This is a genomic window from Mesorhizobium sp. EU05-FHT14A09, assembly GCF_058790995.1.
Map to the genome: position 1 here is coordinate 312,382 of NZ_JBYTDF010000001.1, position 20,226 is coordinate 332,607.

19 protein-coding genes are annotated in these 20,226 nt (G+C 62.1%); 10 read left to right on the forward strand and 9 right to left on the reverse strand.

The features are described from left to right. Positions 1-43 precede the first annotated feature (43 nt). The 5 genes from AC3WTO_RS01395 to AC3WTO_RS01415 all read right to left on the reverse strand — a co-directional run bounded on the left by AC3WTO_RS01395 (position 44) and on the right by AC3WTO_RS01415 (position 5,167). Positions 44-1,081 (reverse strand): extracellular solute-binding protein, encoded by a 1,038-nt coding sequence (locus AC3WTO_RS01395; protein ID WP_492458889.1) that lies wholly within the window; start codon positions 1,079-1,081, stop codon positions 44-46. 100 nt (positions 1,082-1,181) lie between these two features. Further along, positions 1,182-1,964 carry an ABC transporter permease gene (locus AC3WTO_RS01400; protein WP_054309242.1) on the reverse strand — a complete coding sequence of 261 codons (783 nt, stop codon included), beginning with the start codon at positions 1,962-1,964 and terminating at the stop codon, positions 1,182-1,184. Continuing rightward, positions 1,961-2,860: an ABC transporter permease gene (locus AC3WTO_RS01405; protein ID WP_492458890.1), complete on the reverse strand. Its 900-nt coding sequence runs from the start codon at positions 2,858-2,860 to the stop codon at positions 1,961-1,963. The genes AC3WTO_RS01400 and AC3WTO_RS01405 overlap by 4 nt, the downstream gene beginning before the upstream one ends. Then, entirely contained in the window at positions 2,857-4,005 is a 1,149-nt protein-coding gene (locus AC3WTO_RS01410; protein WP_492458891.1) for an ABC transporter ATP-binding protein, read from the reverse strand. The genes AC3WTO_RS01405 and AC3WTO_RS01410 overlap by 4 nt, the downstream gene beginning before the upstream one ends. 31 nt (positions 4,006-4,036) lie before the next feature. Further along, positions 4,037-5,167: a branched-chain amino acid ABC transporter substrate-binding protein gene (locus AC3WTO_RS01415; RefSeq protein WP_492458893.1), complete on the reverse strand. Its 1,131-nt coding sequence runs from the start codon at positions 5,165-5,167 to the stop codon at positions 4,037-4,039. Between the two features lie 289 nt (positions 5,168-5,456). Between AC3WTO_RS01415 and AC3WTO_RS01420 the strand changes: the two genes are divergently transcribed. The 9 genes from AC3WTO_RS01420 to AC3WTO_RS01460 all read left to right on the forward strand — a co-directional run bounded on the left by AC3WTO_RS01420 (position 5,457) and on the right by AC3WTO_RS01460 (position 14,375). Continuing rightward, positions 5,457-6,374 carry a branched-chain amino acid ABC transporter permease gene (locus tag AC3WTO_RS01420; protein ID WP_492458894.1) on the forward strand — a complete coding sequence of 306 codons (918 nt, stop codon included), beginning with the start codon at positions 5,457-5,459 and terminating at the stop codon, positions 6,372-6,374. Position 6,375: 1 nt separating this feature from the next. After that, the gene (locus tag AC3WTO_RS01425) at positions 6,376-7,551 is read left to right on the forward strand and encodes a branched-chain amino acid ABC transporter permease (protein WP_492458895.1); all 1,176 of its coding nucleotides are present in this window, start codon (positions 6,376-6,378) and stop codon (positions 7,549-7,551) included. Beyond that, positions 7,548-8,333, forward strand: coding sequence for an ABC transporter ATP-binding protein (locus AC3WTO_RS01430; RefSeq protein ID WP_492458896.1), 786 nt, complete (start codon positions 7,548-7,550; stop codon positions 8,331-8,333). Before AC3WTO_RS01425 ends, AC3WTO_RS01430 begins: the two co-directional genes overlap by 4 nt. Then, positions 8,326-9,027 (forward strand): ABC transporter ATP-binding protein, encoded by a 702-nt coding sequence (locus tag AC3WTO_RS01435; protein WP_492458897.1) that lies wholly within the window; start codon positions 8,326-8,328, stop codon positions 9,025-9,027. Before AC3WTO_RS01430 ends, AC3WTO_RS01435 begins: the two co-directional genes overlap by 8 nt. A 293-nt stretch (positions 9,028-9,320) precedes the next feature. Next, the gene (locus AC3WTO_RS01440) at positions 9,321-10,595 is read left to right on the forward strand and encodes a flavin-containing monooxygenase (protein ID WP_492458898.1); all 1,275 of its coding nucleotides are present in this window, start codon (positions 9,321-9,323) and stop codon (positions 10,593-10,595) included. A 175-nt stretch (positions 10,596-10,770) separates the two neighbouring features. Continuing rightward, positions 10,771-11,184, forward strand: a complete 414-nt coding sequence (locus AC3WTO_RS01445) for a RidA family protein (RefSeq protein WP_101935965.1) — start codon at positions 10,771-10,773, stop codon at positions 11,182-11,184. A 10-nt stretch (positions 11,185-11,194) separates the two neighbouring features. Next, complete coding sequence (locus tag AC3WTO_RS01450) at positions 11,195-11,869, forward strand: DUF1028 domain-containing protein (protein ID WP_492458899.1); 675 nt, start codon at positions 11,195-11,197, stop codon at positions 11,867-11,869. Between the two features lie 29 nt (positions 11,870-11,898). Continuing rightward, a complete protein-coding gene (locus AC3WTO_RS01455; RefSeq protein ID WP_492458900.1) occupies positions 11,899-13,389 on the forward strand; it encodes an aldehyde dehydrogenase in 1,491 nt (496 codons plus the stop codon). 50 nt (positions 13,390-13,439) lie between these two features. After that, the gene (locus AC3WTO_RS01460; protein WP_129410818.1) at positions 13,440-14,375 is read left to right on the forward strand and encodes a LysR family transcriptional regulator; all 936 of its coding nucleotides are present in this window, start codon (positions 13,440-13,442) and stop codon (positions 14,373-14,375) included. Between the two features lie 55 nt (positions 14,376-14,430). On the opposite strand, the gene argE is transcribed toward AC3WTO_RS01460, so the two are convergent. After that, a complete protein-coding gene (gene argE, locus AC3WTO_RS01465; RefSeq protein WP_492458901.1) occupies positions 14,431-15,600 on the reverse strand; it encodes an acetylornithine deacetylase in 1,170 nt (389 codons plus the stop codon). Between the two features lie 31 nt (positions 15,601-15,631). Continuing rightward, a complete protein-coding gene (locus tag AC3WTO_RS01470) occupies positions 15,632-16,048 on the reverse strand; it encodes a cupin domain-containing protein (protein ID WP_492458902.1) in 417 nt (138 codons plus the stop codon). 262 nt (positions 16,049-16,310) lie between these two features. On the opposite strand from AC3WTO_RS01470, the gene AC3WTO_RS01475 reads away from it, so the two are divergent. After that, positions 16,311-18,380, forward strand: a complete 2,070-nt coding sequence (locus tag AC3WTO_RS01475; protein WP_492458903.1) for an oxidoreductase — start codon at positions 16,311-16,313, stop codon at positions 18,378-18,380. Positions 18,381-18,443: 63 nt separating this feature from the next. On the opposite strand, the gene AC3WTO_RS01480 is transcribed toward AC3WTO_RS01475, so the two are convergent. Together AC3WTO_RS01480 and AC3WTO_RS01485 are read right to left on the reverse strand one after the other, a co-directional pair. Continuing rightward, positions 18,444-19,790, reverse strand: a complete 1,347-nt coding sequence (locus tag AC3WTO_RS01480; RefSeq protein WP_492458904.1) for an aminotransferase family protein — start codon at positions 19,788-19,790, stop codon at positions 18,444-18,446. 55 nt (positions 19,791-19,845) lie between these two features. After that, entirely contained in the window at positions 19,846-20,205 is a 360-nt protein-coding gene (locus tag AC3WTO_RS01485; protein WP_492458905.1) for a nuclear transport factor 2 family protein, read from the reverse strand. Positions 20,206-20,226 lie beyond the last annotated feature (21 nt).

The following is a 20,226-nucleotide window of genomic DNA, read 5'->3' on the forward strand; positions in this document are numbered from 1 at the left end:
CCACGGAATGGGGCGGGAGCGATAAGCGGCGGGATCTGTGCCGCTACTGCAGAAGCTGGGTCCAGACCTTGGTGACCAGCTCCTGAGCAGCCGGCGAGCAGGCCTGGCCCATCTTGACCGGTGCCGTCGGGAAAAGCTCAGGCGCGTTTTCCTTGTTGTAGAGCGCCTTGCTGGCATCCACCTTCACCGGCGAGGAGTGGCCGTAGTAGTTGTATTCGATGGTGGCGTTTTCTTCCTTGGCCATGAAGTCGATGAACTTCTTGGCGTTGTCGAGATTGGCCGCGCCCTTGGGCACGACGTAGGAATCCAGCCAGCCGACAAGGCCTTCCTTGGGCATGGCGTATTCGACATTGGCCTTGTCGTTGCGGCGCACCCGCATGGTGTTGCCATCCCACCAGAAATGCATGGCCACTTCGCCGCCACCAATGCGGTTTTCGATGTTGTCGCTCGAATAGGCGGCGACGAACGGCTTCTGCGCCTGCAACAGGTCCAGCACGCGCTTCATCTCCTTCGGATCCTCGCTGCAATAGGGGATGCCGAGGTAGTTCTGCGCGGCGGGGATGACTTCGTCGGGCTGGGCCAGGCTGGCGATCTTGCCCTTCAATTCCTCGGACGGTTCGAAATAGACCTTCCAGCTGTCGACCGGACCCTTGTAGAGGTTACGGTTGACGGTAAAACCGGCATTGCCGTAGGCGAGCGGCACCGAATAGTTGCCAGTCGGATCCCACCATTGCTTCTGCCATTCCGGCAGGATCTGCTGGAAAGCCGGCATCGAGCTGGCGCCGATGTCTTCGAGCAGGCCGCTGTCGATCATGATCTTCACGAAATGCTGGGACGGCGTGACGATGTCGTAGCCCGAGGAGCCGGCCTGCAGCTTGGTCAGCAGATCCTCGTTCGAGGAGAAGGCGTCGACGGTGACCTTTATGCCGGTTTCCTTCTCGAATTTTGCGACTGCCTCAGGGGCGATGGAGTCTGCCCAGGCATAGATCGACAGCGATCCTTCCGCCCATGCCGAGGCTGAGGCGAGAAGGCTGATGGCACTGGCCGCGGCCAGCATCGAGAGACGGTTTTTTGCGGACATGGAGCTCCCCTTATCGTTGTATTTCGGGGACGATAACAAACGGGCTCCAGTGATAAATTTCATTTGCCCGACGTGGTGCTTAGGAAAAAGCTCGCTCTATTCACTGCCGGCGCTGCAGCAGGAAGGCGACGGTGGCGAGCACCACGGAAACGATCATGATCAGCGTGGAGATCGCATTGAGCTGCGGTGAGACACCCTGCTTGATCAGCGAGAAGATGTAGACCGGCAGGGTCGTGGCGCCGCCCGAATTCAACAGGTTGCTGGTGATGAAATCATCCATGGAGATGACGAAGGCGAGCATCGCGCCGGCGAACACGCCCGGCAGGATCAGCGGCAGCGTCACGCGCCGGAAGGCGACCCAAGCGGAAGCGTAGAGGTCGCGCGCGGCTTCCTCCAGGTCGGCGTCCATGCCTTGCAGTCGCGCCCGTATCGGCAGGAATGCGAAGGGGATGCAGAATGTCGTATGGGCGATGGTGAGCTTCAGCAGGCCGTTGGTCAGGCCCACTTCGGAAAACAGGATGAGCACTGCCACCGCGACGACGATCTCGGGCAGCAGCAGCGGCAGGTTGACGACCGTCTCTGAGACGCGCCGGAAGCGTACGTTCCTGCCGCGCACCAGCACCAGCGCAGCCATCAGCGCAACGATCGTGGAAAGCACCGTGGCGATGGTGGCGACGAACAGCGATGTCTTGACCGCTCCGACCAGCGCGGCGTTCGACAGCGCCGTCGTATACCAGTGCAGCGAGAACCCGCCCCAGTTGGACACGATGCGGTTGGCGTTGAAGGAATAGAACACCACAACGGCAATCGGCAGGTAGAGGTAGACGAAGAAGATCAGGCTGAAGAGGCCAAAGCCTGGATAGCGACGAACGTTGCTGGTCATGCGCCGTCCTCCCGGCTTTCCTTGCGCATCGCCTGGATGCCGCGCCACAGCAGGAAGATCATCACCGCGCACATCAGCACGATCGAGATGGCTGCCCCCAGCGGCCAGTTGCGGGCGGCGCCGAACTGCAGCTGGATCAGGTTGCCCATCATCATCGTCTTGCCGCCGCCGAGCAGCACAGGTTCCAGCACGGCGCCTAGACAGGGAACGAAAACCAGGATGGCGCCTGCGGCCATGCCTGGGCGGCAGAGCGGCAGGATCACGCGGCGAAGCGTCGTCAGGCGGCTGCCGTACAGATCATGCGAGGCTTCCACCAGGGCCGGATCGAGCTTCTCGATCGAGGCGAACACCGGCAGGATCATCAGCGGAATGTAGCTGTAGACGAGGCCGATCAGCATCGCGGTGTCGGTGAAGAGCAGGCTGCCCATGTTCTCGGTGATTCCGAGCGCCCGCAGCGCCTTGGCGATCACCCCGTCATTGCCGAGGATGATGATCCACGAATAGACGCGCACGATCATCGAGACCCAGAATGGCAGCGTCACCAGATAGATCAGCAGCATCTTGGCCGAGGTCTTCTGCAGTGAGATGAAATAGGCGACCGGGAAACTCAGGGTTAGGCAGATGATCGTGGTTGCCAGCGACAGGATGACGGTCCTGGCGACGACGACCAGATATTGCGGATTGAATTCGAGTTCCCCGCTCCAGCCCTCGTTGAACAGGATCTGCTTGTAGGGCGCGGTGGTGAACACATAGTCGAAGCCGCCATAGGGGCCTCTGGTCGAGAACGAAACCAGGATGATGATGCCGACGGGAATGACCAGCGTGAGCAGCATGATGAGCTGCGCCGGCAGAAGCCCCAGAATATTCCAGCTCGGCAATTTCAGGCGCTGGCTCATGCGCCGAGAATCCGTGCCGATTCCGCCGCGAAGCTCAGGCGAACTGGTTGGCCCACGTCCAGCGTGCGGTCACGGCTCTGGCTGTTGCGTTTGGAAACGCGCAGCAAGGTGCCGTTTGCGTTCACCACATAGTGGGTGTAGCCGCCGAGATAGTTTGCTCCAACGATCGTGCCTTCTGTGGCGATCTGACCGTCCTGCGACGACAGGCTGATCTTTTCCGGGCGGATGGACAGCACAGCCTTGCCACCCATCGTAGCCTGTTTCTGTGGTGCGCTCAGCGTGACACCGAGCGGGATCTTGACCGTGGCGCGATCACCGTCGAGGGAGACCACCTCGGCATCGAGGAAATTGGTTTCACCGATGAAGTCGGCCACGAAGCGATTGGATGGTTCCTCATAGATGTCCGCCGGCGTGCCGAGCTGCTGAATCTCGCCGTCCCCCAGCACACAGATGCGATCCGACATGTCGAGCGCTTCTTCCTGGTCGTGGGTGACGAAGACGAAGGTGATGCCGGTCTGGCGCTGCAGCGTACGCAGCTCGTCGCGCATGGCCTGCCGGAGCTTGAGGTCGAGCGCCGAAAGCGGCTCGTCGAGCAGCAGCACCTCGGGTTCTGGTGCGAGCGCGCGGGCCAGCGCGATGCGCTGCCGCTGGCCGCCCGACAGCTGCTGCGGCTTGCGGCTGGCGAATTTTTCCATGTGCACAAGGCGCAGCATGTCGGCCACGCGTGCCGTGCGGCGTTCCTTTGACCAGCCCAGGTTTTCGAGGCCGAAGGCGATGTTCTGCTCCAGCGTCATATGCGGGAACAGCGCATAGCTCTGGAACACCGTGTTCACCCGCCGCTTGTGCGGCGGCAGGGACTGGATGTTGCTGCCGCGCAGGGCGATTTCGCCGGTCGAAGGCTGTTCGAAGCCGGCGATCATGCGCAGCAACGTGGTCTTTCCGCAGCCCGAGGGACCAAGCAGGGTGAAAAACTCGTTTTCGTAGATATCGAAACTGACCGGCTTCAAGGCCTGGAAGGTGCCGAAGACCTTGGAGACGTCCTTGATTTCCACGGCCTTCTGGTGCTGCTCGGCGCGGCTCATATCCATGTAGAGGATCTCGACAGGAGGGGAGTGGATGGTCGCGACGCGATCGGTCGCCGGCATTGCGCGCGATGCGGCAATGCCGGCTGGGCGATCACATCTTGACCCACTTGCCGTCGTGCACCATGAACCGGTCGATCTCGACAGGCATCTGCGTCTGGCCATCCTGGTCGAACGAAACCGTCCCCAGGATGCCTTCGTGCTTGATCGCGCGAATGGCTTCGCTCAGCGCCTGCTTGTCTTCGATGCCCTTTTCCTTGATGACTTCGAGCAGGATCTGCGTCGCTTCATAGGCGTATTTCGCATAGGAGCCGGCCGGATCGGGGTAACCCTTGGCTTCATAGCCCTTGTAGAAAGCCTCCAGTTTGGGATTGGTCTGTACGGCGGGCGTGCCGACGACCGTGCCTTCGGCAGCGCCTCCGGCGATTTCGATGAACTTCGGATCGTAGATTCCGGAGATGCCGTACATCGGCAGCGAACCCATGCCGAGGTCGCCCATCTGGCTGCGCACGAGCGCCGCCTCCGTCACCACGCCACCGAAATAGATGGCATCTGGCGCTGCGGCCTTCGCCGTCGTCAGCATGGCGCGGAAGTCCGTGGTTCCGACCGCAGCTGCATCCGAGAACACGATCTCGCCGCCGGCCGCCTTGAAGAAGTCGCCGAACCATTTGGTGTTAGCCGCACCATAGTCGGTGGTGTCGGAGATGATGGCGATCTTCTTGACCTTGCCTTCCTTGGCAATCGCCTCGGCAAGCGGCCGGTTTTCATTGACAAGCGTCGGCGTCACGCGCGTGACATTGGGCAAATTCTGTTCAGTGATCTTCGGGCTGACAGCCCCCCAGACGATGAACGGCATCTGTGCGCGGTTGAAGACCGGGATGGTGGCGAGCGCGACCGAGCTGTTCCAGTGGCCGGTGGCGCCGACGACCGCCGGGTCGTTGATCAGCTTCTGGGCGGCGGAAACGCCGACCGCCGGATCGGAAGCATCATCCAGGACGACGCCTTCCACCTGATGCGGGTAGCCATTGGCATTGGCCTCGTCGATGGCTTGCAGGAAGCCGTTACGGGCGCCCAGGCCCTGCTGTGCGTTGCCGCCGGACAGAGGGCCGATGAAGCCGAGCTTGATCTGGTCGGCACTGGCCTCGGCCATGCCAAGGGAAAGCGCGAATACGGATCCGGCCAGCAAAGAAGATATACGCGTGAGCGCACTGCGCCTGTTAAGCATGGTTCCACCTCTGTTATCGTTTTTCTGACGCGATGGCCGCGTTCCTTTGGTCCGTGGACCACCATCTGGACGCAACTATATTGCGCGGAGACCGGCCCGCGAAATTCGGAAATTGCTATCCGCTACATCGGAGATTCATTATGTGCGCATGGGGGAGGCACTGCTAATCGTTCCGCCTCCAAACGAGCAATTCCGGGAAAGCGGGTAACGGTTTTCCGTCCAGAGTTGCATAATAACAAAGAGCCAGAGCGTTTCCGTGAGAAATCGAAACGCTCCAGAGAGGGGTGGTATGGCGGAGCTGTTTGTCCAGCAATTGGTGAACTGGGTGACCCTCGGCTGCATCTATGCTTTGCTGGCTATCGGCTTCAGCCTGATTTTCGGCGTGCTCAACGTCATCCATTTCTCGCATGGCGATGTCGCGTTGACGTCGCCCTTCATCGCACTGGCCGCTGCTCAGGCGCTTGCCATCGCGATCGGCGTGTCCGGCCCGGTCTGGCTGATTGTCGCCGCTTGCATTGCCGTGTTCGCTGTCGGCCTCATTGGTGTCATCCTGGACAAGGTGGTAATCCGTCGTTTCAGGGACGCGCCGGCGATGATGGCATTGGTTGCCACCGTTGCGCTTGGCATCGTCATTCGCGAACTGATCCGTCATCTCTACCCGCAAGGCTCAAATCCTCATGCGTTCCCGCGGCTCGCGTCGGGCGTGGCGCTGGAGATTGCTGGCGTCCAGGTCGGCTGGTTCACATTGCTGGTGGTGGCGCTCACGCTGGTGCTGGTGGTCCTGCTCTTTGCCTTCCTGCGTCTGACGCCGCTTGGGTTGCGGATACGCGCGGCATCCGAAGATCGCGTCGTGGCACGCATGATGGGCATTCGTGACACGCGTGTGTTCCGCGCGACCTTCTTCGTCGCCTCGGCCATCGGCGCCATCGCCGGGCTGCTCTTTGCAAGTTATGCCGGTGTGACGCGTTTCGACTTCGGTGTCATGGCTGGCCTGCTTGGTTTCTCCGCCGCCGTCATCGGTGGCCTGGGATCGATGCCAGGTGCCATCCTCGGCGGGTTGATCATCGCCGGGATCGAGGTGCTGGCCCAGACCTTCGTGCCGGACGGAGCTTCCTACCGGCTCGTCTTCGTCTTCCTGCTGGTCATCGGTGTCCTCCTTTTCCGCCCGGAAGGGCTGCTCGGCCGCCCCGTCGTGGTGAAGGTGTAGCATGAGCGCGCGTATATCTTCCAAAATGCCGGGCCTGGGCCAGGCCGCGTTTGTGGCAATTGGCATCCAGTTGCTCGGTGCCGCTTTTCTCTATCTCATCTTGAAAGCAGAGGGTGGTTGGCAGGTGATCGGTCTGCTGGCGCTGCTGGGAGCAGGCTTCTACCTGATCGAGAAACGGCCTCAGATCACCGACTTCGTCACCGCAAGCTTCGCGCGCGTGCCGGTCGTGGCCCTTGCGACCGCTGTCGCTGTCGTGCTGCTGTTTCCTTTCGTTGTCGGCAACAACACCTATGTGTTGCACCTGCTTATCGTCGCGCAGCTCTACGCGGTGCTGGCGCTGGCGCTCAACTTCCAGCTTGGCAGTGCCAACATTCCCAATTTCGCAACCGGTGCATCCTACGGCATCGGCGCCTATGTCTCGGCCTTGCTGGCCGTCAATTTCGGCCTGAGTTTCTGGCTGACCCTGCCGGCTGCCGCGATCGCGGCCACGCTGTTCGGCTTCCTCATCGGCATCCCGTCGATGCGCACGCGCGACACCTATCTCGCGCTGGTCACCATCGCCTTCGGCGTCGTGGTGCAGCAGCTTTTGAACAACTTCACCTGGACAGGCGGTCCGAACGGATTGGTCGGCATTCCGGCGCCATCGCTGTTTGGTCATTCTTTTGCCAGCCCGCTGGTCGTGTTCGGCTGGAAGCTGCCGAGCCAGGCCAATTTCTATTATCTCTCCGCCTTGCTCGTGGTGGTGGCCATCCTCACGGCGCACCGCCTGCATTCTTCTCGCATTGGCCTTGCCTGGAATGCGCTGCGTGCTGACGAGATCGCAGCGCGGGCGCAAGGCATCAACGTTGCCTGGTTCAAGGTGCTGGCTTTCGCCGTCGATGCATTCCTGGCGGCTTTCGCCGGCACCATCTATGCCTTCTACGTTTCCTACATCTCGCCAGACAACTTCACCTTCCTGGTGTCCGTCACCATCATGACGATGGTGATCGTCGGCGGCATGGACAACATCTTCGGGGTCATCGTCGGCGCATTCCTGCTCACCATCCTGCCCGAAAAGCTGCGCGCCTTCTCCGACTACCGGCTGCTGTTCTTCGGCATCGTCATCATCGGTTTCCTGATGATCCGCCCGCAGGGGCTCTTCCCGCAGCGTATCCGCAGCTATGGAGAGAGCCGGTGAGCGCGTTGCTGGACGTCAAGGACGCGACGATGCGCTTCGGTGGGCTGGTGGCGCTGAACGCGGTCAGCTTCTCGATCGGTCGTGGCGAAGTGCTGGCTGTCATCGGGCCGAATGGCGCCGGCAAATCGACGCTGTTCAACGTCGTCACCGGTGTCTATCGGCCGACATCGGGCCACGTAAGTTTCGACGGCACTGACATCACCGGCCACCCGTCGCATGAAGTGGTGGCGCGCGGCATCGGCCGCACGTTCCAGACGTCGCGGCTGTTTTCCGACCTCAGCGTGCTCGACAACGTCATCATCGGCATGCACACGCGCACCAGGACCGGAGTGCTGGCGGCACTGTTCCTGCCCGGGGCATCGCGGCGCGAGATGGCGGCCTGCGTGGAAAAGGCTGAACTGCTGTTGAAGGCCAGTTCCGGCGAGCTGTTCGAGCAGCGCCACCGGCCTGCCGGCACTTTGGCGCAGGCCGACCGGCGACGGCTCGAAATCGCCCGTGCGCTTGCTTCCGAGCCGAAGCTGCTTTTGCTCGACGAACCGTCCGTCGGTATGGACGAGGTCGAGACCGATGCGCTGATCGCCGACATCAGCCGCCTCAGGACAGAGCGTCCGGAGCTCTCGGTGATCCTGATCGAGCACGACATGCGCGTGGTCGAGGCGTTCCCCAATCATGTCATGTGCGTGGACTACGGCAGCAAGATCGCTGAAGGAGATTTTGCGACAGTGAAGTCCGATCCGCGTGTGCAGGAAGCCTATCTCGGGAAGGCGGCCATCCATGCTTGAGCTGAACGATGTCGACACCGCCTACGGCCCGGTGCCGATGCTGCGCGGCCTGAGCATCAAGGTGCAGCCCGGCGAACTGGTCTGCCTGCTCGGCCCGAATGGCGCTGGCAAGACGACCACCTTCATGACCGTTTGCGGCGTCGTGCGCGCGTTGCGCGGCAAGGTCGATGTCATGGGCCGCGACATGACATCGCTCGGCACCGAGAACCTGGCCGCGCTTGGCGTCGGGCTGGTACCCGAGGGACGGCGGCTGTTCCCAAGCCTGACCGTTCAGGAAAACCTGCGCCTCGGCTATGATGCCGTTTCCAGGCGAGGGCCGAACTTCCAACCCCATCTCGACAGGATGTGCGAGCTGTTTCCACGCATCCGCGAGAGGCTGCGCCAGGCCGCCGGAACCCTGTCGGGTGGCGAACAGGCCATGGTGGCGCTTGCGCGAGCCCTTATCGGCGAACCGAAACTGGTCATCATGGATGAGCCTTCGCTGGGCCTGTCGCCGAAGCTGATCGACGAATATTTCGAGATCACCAGCGAAGTGCATCGGCGCGGCACGACCATCCTGCTGATCGAGCAGAATGCAGAGATGGGGCTCGGCATCGCCGACCGTGGCTATGTGCTGGTCAAAGGCCGCGTTGCGCAGGAAGGTCCGGCGCGCGAACTGCTTTCGTCGAAAGCAGCCAAGAGCCTCTATCTCTGATTTCAGGACGACGGTTTCGGGCTTCGCCCGCTCTCTCGCATGGCGGTCGTTCGCGTCGAGCCGGTATTTAGGGACAAGCTAACCACTACCACGTGAAATCGTAATTTTCGTGATCCGACCCCTCCAGTAAACCGGCAGTCAGACCTCCGCTGGGTTGCAGGAAACCCGGAGGCCTGGAGCAATTCCAGCAAAAGTGCGTAGCGGTTTTGCGTCAGGAATTGCGTCAAAACGAGGAGTTAGAGCATTTCCGGCGACTCTGTTTCGCCGGAAATGCTCTAAAGAAGGGCTCTGAAATGTCGGTCGAAAAAATAGACACGCTTGTCGTTGGCGCTGGCCAGGCCGGGGTGGCCATGAGCGAAAACCTGAGCAAGTGCGGCGTGCCTCATCTCGTCCTCGAGCGGCATCGCATCGCCGAACGCTGGCGTTCCGAACGCTGGGACTCGCTGGTTGCAAACGGCCCCGCCTGGCATGATCGTTTTCCGGGTATGGAGTTCCCCAACATCCATCCGGACGGCTTCGTCGGCAAGGAGCAGGTTGCAGACTATTTCGTCGCTTATGCCGAGATGATCGGCGCGCCGATCCGCTGTGGCGTCGAAGTCAAGGAAGTGCGGCGGCTTGTCGGGCGCCCGGGTTTTCGTGTCGAGACATCGGCGGGGGTGATCGAGGCCAACAGCGTTGTGGCCGCCACCGGGGCTTTCCAGCACCCGATCGTCCCGAAGATCGTCCCGGACAATGCCGGGCTGACGCAGATCCACTCCAACAGCTATCACAGTCCGCAGCAGCTGCCCGAAGGCGCCGTGCTGGTGGTCGGCGCCGGGTCTTCGGGCGTTCAGATCGCCGACGAACTCGTGCGCACGGGAAAGCAGGTCTATCTTTCGGTTGGACCACATGACCGCCCCTTCCGCAGCTATCGCGGCTATGACTTCTGCTGGTGGCTGGGGGTCCTGAACAAATGGGACGCTGAAACCCCTGGACCTGGAACCGAACATGTCACGATCGCGGTGAGTGGTGCTCGTGGCGGTGAGACGATCGATTTCCGGCGTCTCGCGGCACAGGGAATGACACTCGTCGGTCGCACCGAAAGCTACGCGAACGGCGCCATGCGTTTCGCGCCGGATCTTACCCAGAACATCGCACGCGGCGATGCCAATCATCACGCGCTGATGGACGAGGCCGACGCTTATGCGCTTGCCAACGGCCTCGATCTTCCGGAAGAGCCCGAAGCACGCAGGCTCGACCCCGATCCGGACTGCATGACCAATCCCATTCTCGAGCTGAACCTGGCCGAGGCCGGCATCACCTCGATCATCTGGGCCACAGGTTACTCCGTCGATTACAACTGGCTGAAAGTCGACGCTTTCGACGACAAGGGCAGGCCGAAGCACCAGCGAGGCGTGTCGAACGAACCCGATATCTATTTCCTTGGCTTGCCCTGGCAGTCACGCAGGGGATCCAGCTTTATCTGGGGCGTCTGGCACGATGCCAAGCATCTTGCCGATCGCATCTCCACGCGGCGCAAATATCTGGCTTATCACGCCGTCGCCAAACGCCAGACCGAAGACGCCTAGCGATCTGAACCGCTTTCAGGCGACGGCAGTCCGCTGATTAGGCAGGTCCTTATCAGCGATGAGAAAGACTGTTCTTTCGGCACTCAATTCGCCCGAAGAATATCTGAACGACAAATGCGGGCGTGGCCGGCTGTCGTATGACGCGAGCCCTCGACCCGATCTGATGGAGACCAGCATGGCGCATACCCGGGTTCGCAAATTCAACACCAAGGACACCTATCCGGAGCAGAAGCTCGACAATGACCTCTGTCAGGCGGTGGTTGCGCGTGGCACCATGATTTTCCTGCGCGGCCAGTGCCCGCAGGATCTGGATACGGCCAAGAACCTCGACAGCCACGATCCCGTCGAGCAGACCCACAAGGTCATGCAGAACATCAGGCAGCTCATCGAAGAGTGCGGTGGCAAGATGGAGCACCTGGTGAAGGTGGTGGTCTACATCACCGATGTCCGCCACCGCGAGGCGGTCTACCGGACCATGGGCGAATACATCAAGGGCGTGCATCCGGTGTCGACCGGCCTGGTGGTGACGGCACTTGCCCGTCCCGAATGGCTGGTCGAGATCGACGGTACCGCTGTCATTCCCGATTGAGGAGCAGGCCATGACCTTCTCCATCGTCGCGCGCTGCAGCCGCACGGGCATGTTCGGCGTTGCCGTCTCGTCGTCCTCACCGGCGGTTGCCGCACGCTGCGCCTACGCTCAGGCCGGAGTTGGCGCTGCCGCCAGCCAGAACGTCACCGACCCGACCCTGGGAACCCGGGCGCTCGACCTGATGGCGCGTGGTGCTTCGGCGGCAGAGGCCGTCGCCATCCTGAAGCGCACCGGTGCGCATATGGAATACCGCCAGTTGCTGGCCGTGGACGGTGCCGGTGTCAGCGCAATTCATTCCGGTCCGAAGGCACTTGGCATCTGGGCCGAAGCGCACGGCGAGAACGTCGCCTGTGGTGGCAATCTGCTCGCCAATGACGGTGTGCCGCAGGCGATGGTCGATGCCTTCCTGGCTTCGGAAGGGCATCTCGGCGACCGCATCGTTGCGACGATGCGAGCGGCGTTGCAGGCCGGCGGCGAGGCTGGGCCGGTCCGTTCCGCTGGCATGAAGCTTGTCCGCGAGGTGAGCTGGCCGGTGGCGGACCTGCGTTGCGACTGGACGGAGCAGTGCCCGATCGAGGAACTGGCCAAGCTGTGGGACATCTACAAGCCTCAGCTCGACGCCTATGTGACCCGCGCCATCAACCCTTCGGATGCGCCGAGCTACGGCGTGCCGGGCGACGAATAGCAGCGCAGCAGAAGCAAGCAGGAGCCCATATGAGCGAACTCAGCCACAAGGACTGGATCGATAGGGCGGCTGCCATCCGCTTTCGCGACAAGGCCTTCATCGACGGCAAGTTTGTCGCCGCGCGCTCCGGCCGCACTTTTGCAAGCATCAATCCGGCAACGGGAGAGACGCTGGCAGAGGTGGCGTCCTGTGGCGAAGAGGATGTCGACCGTGCCGTCGCAGCAGCCCGCCGCGCTTTCCTCTCCGGCAGCTGGTCGCGGGCAGCACCTGCCCATCGCAAGGAAGTGCTGCTTCGTCTGGCACAATTGTTGCGTGAGAACCTGCATGAACTTGCCCTGCTGGAATCGCTCGACATGGGCAAGCTGGTTGCCGATGCCGCCACCGTCGATGTGCCGGGCTCGGCCGGCATCTTCCAGTGGTATGCTGAGGCGATCGACAAGCTCTATGACGAAGTTGCCCCGACCGGTTCCGGCGATCTGGTTCTGGTGCGACGCGAACCGCTCGGCGTCGTTGGCGCGGTGGTGCCGTGGAATTTCCCGCTCGATATGGCGACCTGGAAATGCGCGCCCGCACTGGCTGCCGGAAATTCCGTCGTGCTGAAGCCCGCCGAGCAGTCGCCGTTTTCCGCGCTGCGGCTGGCCGAACTCGCCATGGAATCCGGTTTGCCGGCTGGTGTGCTCAATGTCGTTCCGGGACTTGGCGAGACCGCCGGCCAGGCGCTCGGCCGGCACATGGATGTCGACTGTCTCGCCTTCACCGGCTCGACGGCGGTCGGCAAGATGTTCCTGCAGTATTCCGGTCAGTCCAACATGAAGCAGGTATGGCTGGAAACCGGTGGCAAGAGCCCAAACCTGGTTTTCGCAGACTGCAGCAATCTCGATGCGGCTGCCGACATGGCGGCCTTCGGCATCTTCTTCAACCAGGGTGAGGTCTGCTCGGCCAATTCGCGCCTGTTGGTTCAGCGCAGCATCAAGGACGCCATGGTCGAGAAGCTGGCTGCGCGCGCTGCGGCAACCCAGCCCGGCGATCCGCTCGATCCGGCTTCGAAGATGGGCGCGCTGGTCGATGCTCGCCACGCGGCCAATGTCATGCGCTTCGTCGAAGCTGGCAAGAAGACGGCGCGGCTGGTGACCGGCGGGGATCAGGTTACCGTCAACGGCCGCGGCAGTTTCGTCCAGCCGACGATCTTCGACGACGTGTCGCCGCAGGACACTATTGCGCGCGAGGAGATTTTCGGGCCGGTACTGTCGGTTATTGCCTTCGATGACGAAGAAGAGGCGATCCGGATTGCCAATGACAGCGTCTATGGTCTGGCGGCATCGCTGTGGACGGACAGCCTGTCGCGCGCGCACCGGATATCCGAACGCCTTCATGCCGGCACGGTTTCGGTCAACACCGTCGACGCGCTGAGCCCGATGACACCCTTTGGTGGTTTCAAGCAATCGGGCTTCGGCCGCGACCTGTCGTTGCATGCGTTGGACAAATACACCGCGCTCAAGACCACCTGGATCAAATATTGAGAAGCGCGGACGCCTTGATCAGCGCGCCGAAACTGGCAACATAGCCGGCCATGCCACTCCGCTTTACCCTCAGACAGCTGGAATATTTCGTTGCCGTGGGCGAGGCAGGTTCCATCGCCAAGGCGGCGGAGCAGGTGAACGTTTCGCCGCCGTCGATTTCAGCGTCCATCGCGCAGCTGGAAACGGAATTCGGCGTCCAGCTTTTTGTCCGCAAGCATTCCCACGGCCTGTCGCTGACCGCCGGTGGCCGGGTATTCCTCAAGGAAGCGGCACGCCTGCTGGCTGACGCCGATGCCCTGCATGATGTGGCGGGTGACATCGCCGAAAAGGTGAGGGGGCCGCTGGCGATCGGCTGCCTGCTGACCTTCGCGCAGATCATCCTGCCGGCGTTGCGGCGCAGGTTCGAAGAGAGCTATCCCGACGTTCGTGTCCGGCAATTCGAGCGCAACCAGGGACAATTGCTCGAGATGCTGCAGCGCGGCGAGATCGATGCCGCACTCACCTACGATCTCGAACTGTCGCAGGACATGGCTTTCGAGCCGGTGATGCAACTGCCGGCCTATGTCATGCTGCCGCCTGGACACGCACTCGCCGGCCGGGAGTCGATAGCACCGGAAGAACTGGTCGATCAGCCGATGGTGCTGCTCGACCTGCCGTTCAGCCGCGAATATTTCCTGTCCGCGTTCCAGCAAAAAGGGCTTCGACCCTACATCGCCGAGCGCACCGGCGACATCGCTGTGATGCGGTCCATGGTGGCCAACGGTTTTGGCTATGGCATTGCCAACATGCGCCCGCTCAACACGCTGTCGCCCGACGGCAAGCCGCTGGTGTTCGTCCCGTTGGGGGGCGACATCCGGCCGCTGACCATGGGCATTGCCATGCCCAATGCCGAGCATCGCACGCAGACCGTGCAGGCGTTCATCCAGCATTGCCGTCGCTTCGTGGTCGAGCAGGGCGTGTTCGGAACCGAGCGGGTCGTAGGATAATCGCAAATCAAAGTGTTAGAGCGTGCTTTGCGCGTCTGAAAGGACGCGCGGCGCTCTAGCGGTTTACTGGCGCCATGCCTTCGACCAGCCGATCCAGAAGCGTCTCCAGCATGTCATCGCAGCGCTGCATCTGTTCGACCGTGACGAACTCGTCCGGCTTGTGACCTTGCGCCATCGAGCCTGGGCCGCAGACCACCGTCGGGGTCCCCACATCACGGCTGAACAGACCACCCTCCGTGCCGAAGGCCACCTTGATGGTGCCGTTGGCGCCCGTCAGCGATTTAACGAAAGCCACGGCCTCGGAATTCGCGGGCGTATCGAGACCCGGATAGGTGTTGGTGATTTCGATGTCTATCGCTGCTTCCGGGGCGATATTCGCGGCGGCGGCAGTGATACGGGCAGCCTCACTGCGCAGACGATCCAGAATGACATCTGGATTGTCGGCAGCGACGTTGCGGATCTCGAAATCGACCTGGCACAGGTTAGGCACGATGTTCAGCGCCACGCCGCCATTGATCTTGCCGGCGTGGACGGTGGTGTAGGGGATGTCGTAGTCGCCGTCACGAGCGCCATCCCGCGCCAGTCGCTCCTGCTCGTTGCGCAGAGCGCCGACGAAATCGCATCCGAGATGGATGGCGTTGAGCGCCAGGGGCGCCAGCGCCGAGTGTCCCTCGCGCCCTTTGCAAAGCGCCCGTGCAGCAACCTTGCCTTTGTGGCCTGTGGCAACCTGCATGGAGGTCGGCTCACCGACGATACAGAGCAGCGGCCTATGGGGAGCTGAGGCAAGCATCTCAACCAGACTGCGCACGCCGAGGCAGCCGATCTCCTCGTCATAGGACAGGGCCAGATGCAATGGCGTGCGCAATGGGCGCTCCGCGGCCCTGAGTGCCGCGGCGACGGCGCAGGCGACGAAGCCTTTCATGTCGGCTGCGCCACGCCCGAACAGTTTGCCGTCCCGCCTCGACATCTCGAACGGCGGCAGTGTCCAGTCCTGGCCGTCGACGGGCACGACGTCAGTATGGCCAGACAGCATCACGCCTTGCCGGTCGGTCGGGCCGATCGTGGCGAAAAGATTGGCCTTGTGCCCGTCGTGGTTATGGATGAGCTGGCATTCGATCCCTTTTGCCTCAAGCAGATCGGCAACGTAGCGGATCAGCCCCATATTGGAATCGCGGCTCACCGTCGCGAAGGCGATCAGTCTTTCGAGGATATGGGTGCTGTCCATAGCGCAGCTTGCCTGGTGATTGGGCCGGGTTCTAGCCTGCGATCTGATAACGAGATGGCTCCGAAGGCTGAGCAGCAACGGTTACAAACCGATCGACCGTCACCACGAAGAAGGTCTTGCGGAGGCGGTCCTTGACGTCCCAGGTCACCACTTCGCCCTGGTGGCAGAACCAGCTGTCTCCGGGGCCGTATGTCACGCTGTTCCCGGCTTCATCGCTGATTGTCACTTCTCCATCGAGCACAGTGGCATGCTCATGAAAAGGATAGATCACTTTGAATTTGCCCTTCGTGACCTCATAGATGCCACTGAGAACCTGCCCGCCGCCCGACGAATACAGGTTTTTGCCGTGCATGACCGGTTTGCCCTCCAAGGTAACGGCCGAAAGATTTTCAGGCGGCCCCCATACATCAAGGTCTATGGCTTCTGCACCGAGCTTGAACGCAATCATATAGATCCCCCCATCACATTGATTGTTCTGGGCATCCTATTATCGGGCCTCCTGCGCATGAAGTCGTATTTGGTTTCGCCCTGCATCGGTTGACCCGAACTGGCGATGGCGAGGCGATTAGGGCGCTCCTAAGCGATGCAGAAGAAAACTCTAGTTTTCCGCTGCTTGGCGCGCCTTATGACTAGGCCCATACCGTCTGGATCGCGTGAGGATCCAGTTGTCTATCGCGTCGGCGGGAGGGCTGGCGAGGAGAGGAAATTTCATGCGCGATCCCCGCTACGACATTCTGTTCGAGCCAATGAAGATCGGCCCGGTCACCGCGAAGAACCGATTCTACCAGGTCCCGCATTGCAATGGCGGTGGTTATCGCGATCCGTCGGCTGCGGCCGAGATGCGGCGCACGAAGTCGGAAGGCGGCTGGGGTGTCATCTTCACCGAACAGACCGAGATGCACCACACCTCGGAGATCACGCCTTTCATCGAACTTCGGCTGTGGGAAGACCAGGACATCCCGGCGCTGGCGAAAATGGCGGCTGCCATGCGCTCGCATGGCGCATTGGCCGGCATCCAGCTCGCCTATTCCGGCATCAACGGGCCGAACCTTTACACCCGCGAGGTGCCGCGCGGGCCGACGGCGCTGCCAATTCGCACCTTCACCAATGATCCTGTGCAGGCGCGCGCCATGGACAAGCAGGACATACGCGACCTGCGGCGGTGGCATCGCAACGCCTTCAAGCGCGCCAAGCTGGCTGGCTTCGATCTTGTCTGCCTCTATGGCGCGCACGGCTTCGGCATCATCCAGCATTTCCTGTCGACCGCCACGAACCAGCGCAGCGACGAGTATGGTGGCTCGCTCGAGAACCGTTCGCGCCTGATGCGCGAGTTGATCGAGGAGGGGCGTGACGCTATCGGCGACACCTGCGGGCTGACGCTGCGGCTTTCGCTGGACGAGATGATCGGCGAACTCGGCTTCGCCAATTCAGAAGTCCGCGACATGATCGAAATGCACGCCGATCTGCCCGACCTCTGGGATCTCGCCCATGGCGCCTGGGAGGATTGTTCCGGCCCCTCCCGCTTCAAGGAGGAAGCCGCACAGGAAAGCCTGGTGACCGGCATCAGGAAGCTCACTTCAAAGCCCGTAGTCGGGGTAGGGCGCTTTACGTCGCCCGATGTGATGGTGAAGATGATCAAGTCCGGCACGCTCGATTTCATCGGTTGTGCACGGCCGTCGATCGCCGATCCTTTCCTTCCGAGGAAGGTGGAGGAAGGCCGTATCGATGACATCCGCGAATGCATCGGCTGCAACATCTGCATCACCGGCGACATGACCATGTCGATCTCGCGTTGCACGCAGAATCCGACCTTCATGGAGGAGTGGCGCAAAGGCTGGCATCCGGAGCGTATGCAGGCCAAGGGTGCCAGCGAGACGGTGCTGATCGTCGGTGCTGGTCCTGCCGGGCTGGAAGCGGTGCGCGCGCTTGGATCTCGCGGCTATCAGGTCGCGCTCGCCGAGGCCGGCACGGAGCTTGGTGGGCGTGTCGCGCGCGAATGCCGCCTGCCGGGGCTCTCTGCCTGGGGTCGCGTGCGTGACTATCGCCAGTACCAGCTTGGCCAGATGCCGAATGTCGATGTCTATTTCGACAGCCGGCTTTCCGCCGATGACATCCTGGCTTTCGGCTTCGAGAATGTCGCCATCGCCACCGGCGCCGCCTGGCGTCGCGATGGCGTCGCGCGTGCCCATGTCGTGCCGATGCCGATGGATGCCGCCATGCCGATCTACACGCCTGACGATCTGATGGACGGCAAGGTTCCGAGCGGTAACGTCGTGCTGTTCGACGACGACCATTATTACATGGGCGGCGTGCTTGCCGAGCTGCTGGCAAGGCAGGGTGCGAAAGTCACGCTGGTCACGCCATCGGCCTATGTCTCGGATTGGACCCGCAACACACTGGAGCAGGGCGCGATCCACCGGCGCCTGGCCGAACTCGGCGTCGAGATCGTTCTGAACCGCGTGGTGACACGGGTGATGGCCGGCGGTGTCGCCACGGCTTGTGCCTATACCGGCGCCGAGCGGGACTTTGCTGCCGACGCCGTGGTGCTGGTGACGTCGCGCCAGCAGAATGACGGGCTCTGGAGCGAGCTGAAAGAGCGCCGGGAGGAATGGGCTGACAACGGCATCCGTTCGATCAAGGTGATCGGCGATGCAGAGGCGCCCGGACCGATCGCCTGGGCGACCTATGCCGGACACCGCTTCGCGCGCGAACTGGATGAGCCGGACATCGGCGATGCGCTGCCGTTCCGGCGCGAGGTCACCGCATTGGCGGTCGACTAGCTCTCAATGAAGCAGCCGCCTGGCCTTTTGAGGGATCCAGGCGGCTGCTTCGGTATCGATCAGTCAGTCGATCTGCCCAGTGTGGATGTTGACGCGCGCCAAGGCATCGCCAACCGCATCGGTGACACGACTGACTTCCTGCGGCGTGATCACCAGCGGCGGCGTCAATGCCACGGCGCCGCCATGGATGGCGGTGATGACGCCGTGCTTCTTGCGCGTGAAGAGCGGGATTTCCTTCTTCAGCCCTGGGAACTTGTCGAACAGCGACTGCCGGGTCGCCTTGTCGGACACCAGCTCGACGCCTATCATCAGGCCGCGGCCGCGCACGTCGCCGACGATCGGCAGGTTGATCAACTCGCCCAGTTCGTCGAGGAACTGCTTGCCGCGCAGTCGCGATGCTTCAAGCAGGTTCTCCCGCTCGATGATGTCGATGTTGGCCGAGCCGATGGCCGATGCCATCAGATGGCCGGCATAGGAACCGCCTCCGCCCGCGCCGTCGAGAACATCGGCGACATTGCCGTCGAGCAGAAGCGCGCCCAGCGGCACGTAGCCGCTTGCAATGCCCTTGGCGAGGACGATGATGTCGGGCGTGAGATTGTAGTCGAGCGAGCTGTACCAGGCCCCGGCGCGCCCGAAGGCGGTCACCACCTCATCCGCGACGAACAGGATGCCGTGCGACTTCAGCACCGCAACCATGCGTGGCCAGTAGTCGTCCGGAACCGGGATCATGCCGGCCGGTCCCATCACCAGTTCGCCGAACATGGCGGCGATGTTGTCCGCGCCAGCGCGCGCTATCGCCTGCTCCAGTTCGCGCACGCAAAAATCGGTTACGTCCTCACCGCCGAAAAGCTCGGCATGGTAGGACAAGGGCGGCGTCAGCATGATGGCGTTGTTAGGCACATCGCCGATGCCTGGGCGTCCCCCGGCGAGTTCCACGCCGCCATAGGTGCGGCCATGGAACGAGCCGCGCAGCACCAGGACCTTGGTGCGTTGCTGCTGACCGCGCTTGTGGTGATAAAGTCGTACGAGCTGCAGCGCCTCGTCATCCGCTTCCGAGCCGCTGCTCATCAGGCGCACCTTCGCCATGTTCTTTGGTGCGCGTGCGATCAGCCTTTCGCAGAATTCGATCGTCGGGATGTTGGCGTAATCGCCCATGATCGTGAAATGCGCGAGCGTCGACATCTGCTCGGCAGCGATCCTCGCCAGTTCTTCGCGTCCGTGGCCGACCTGGGTGAGCCAGGCACCGGCATGGGCATCAATGTATTCGCGCCCGTCGGCATCCCACAGAGTCGACCCCTTACCCCGTACCAGGACAAGGCGCTCGGGGTCGGTTGCGTCGCCATGCGGGTGATGCACGACGCGCGCATCCCGTGCTGCCCAGTCGATCGCTGTGTCGGCCTTGATATTCATTTCTGGTCCCTGGGCTGAGTTGGAAAGTGACTTCGGTTGCTGCTGCCGGACCGGTTCAAAGGGTGATGAAGAGCTTGCTGATGATGCTCCAGCGGCCGTCTTCTTCGATGAGGTGCATGAAATCATTGAAGTTGAGCCCAGCCAGGTTGGTCATCACGACAGTGGCGCTGGCGACGGAGCCCTGGATGGTCAGGTTTTCGAAATGGGCCTGGTACCCGTCTTTCGAAACGCCCTGTGACGCCATTCTCTCGATGTCATCGAGGTAGAGCTCGGGTGTGCCGACCACGGCCTTGCCGAGCAGGTAACCCGTCATGATCGCCTTGGGATGAAAGCAGCCTGCCAGCTTGGCGCGATCGAGCTCTCCCGAGCCGTCGATATAGGCCTGAAGGACGGCATTCGGGGTGGTGTTCTGCATGGTTGCTCCGATCATGACGGC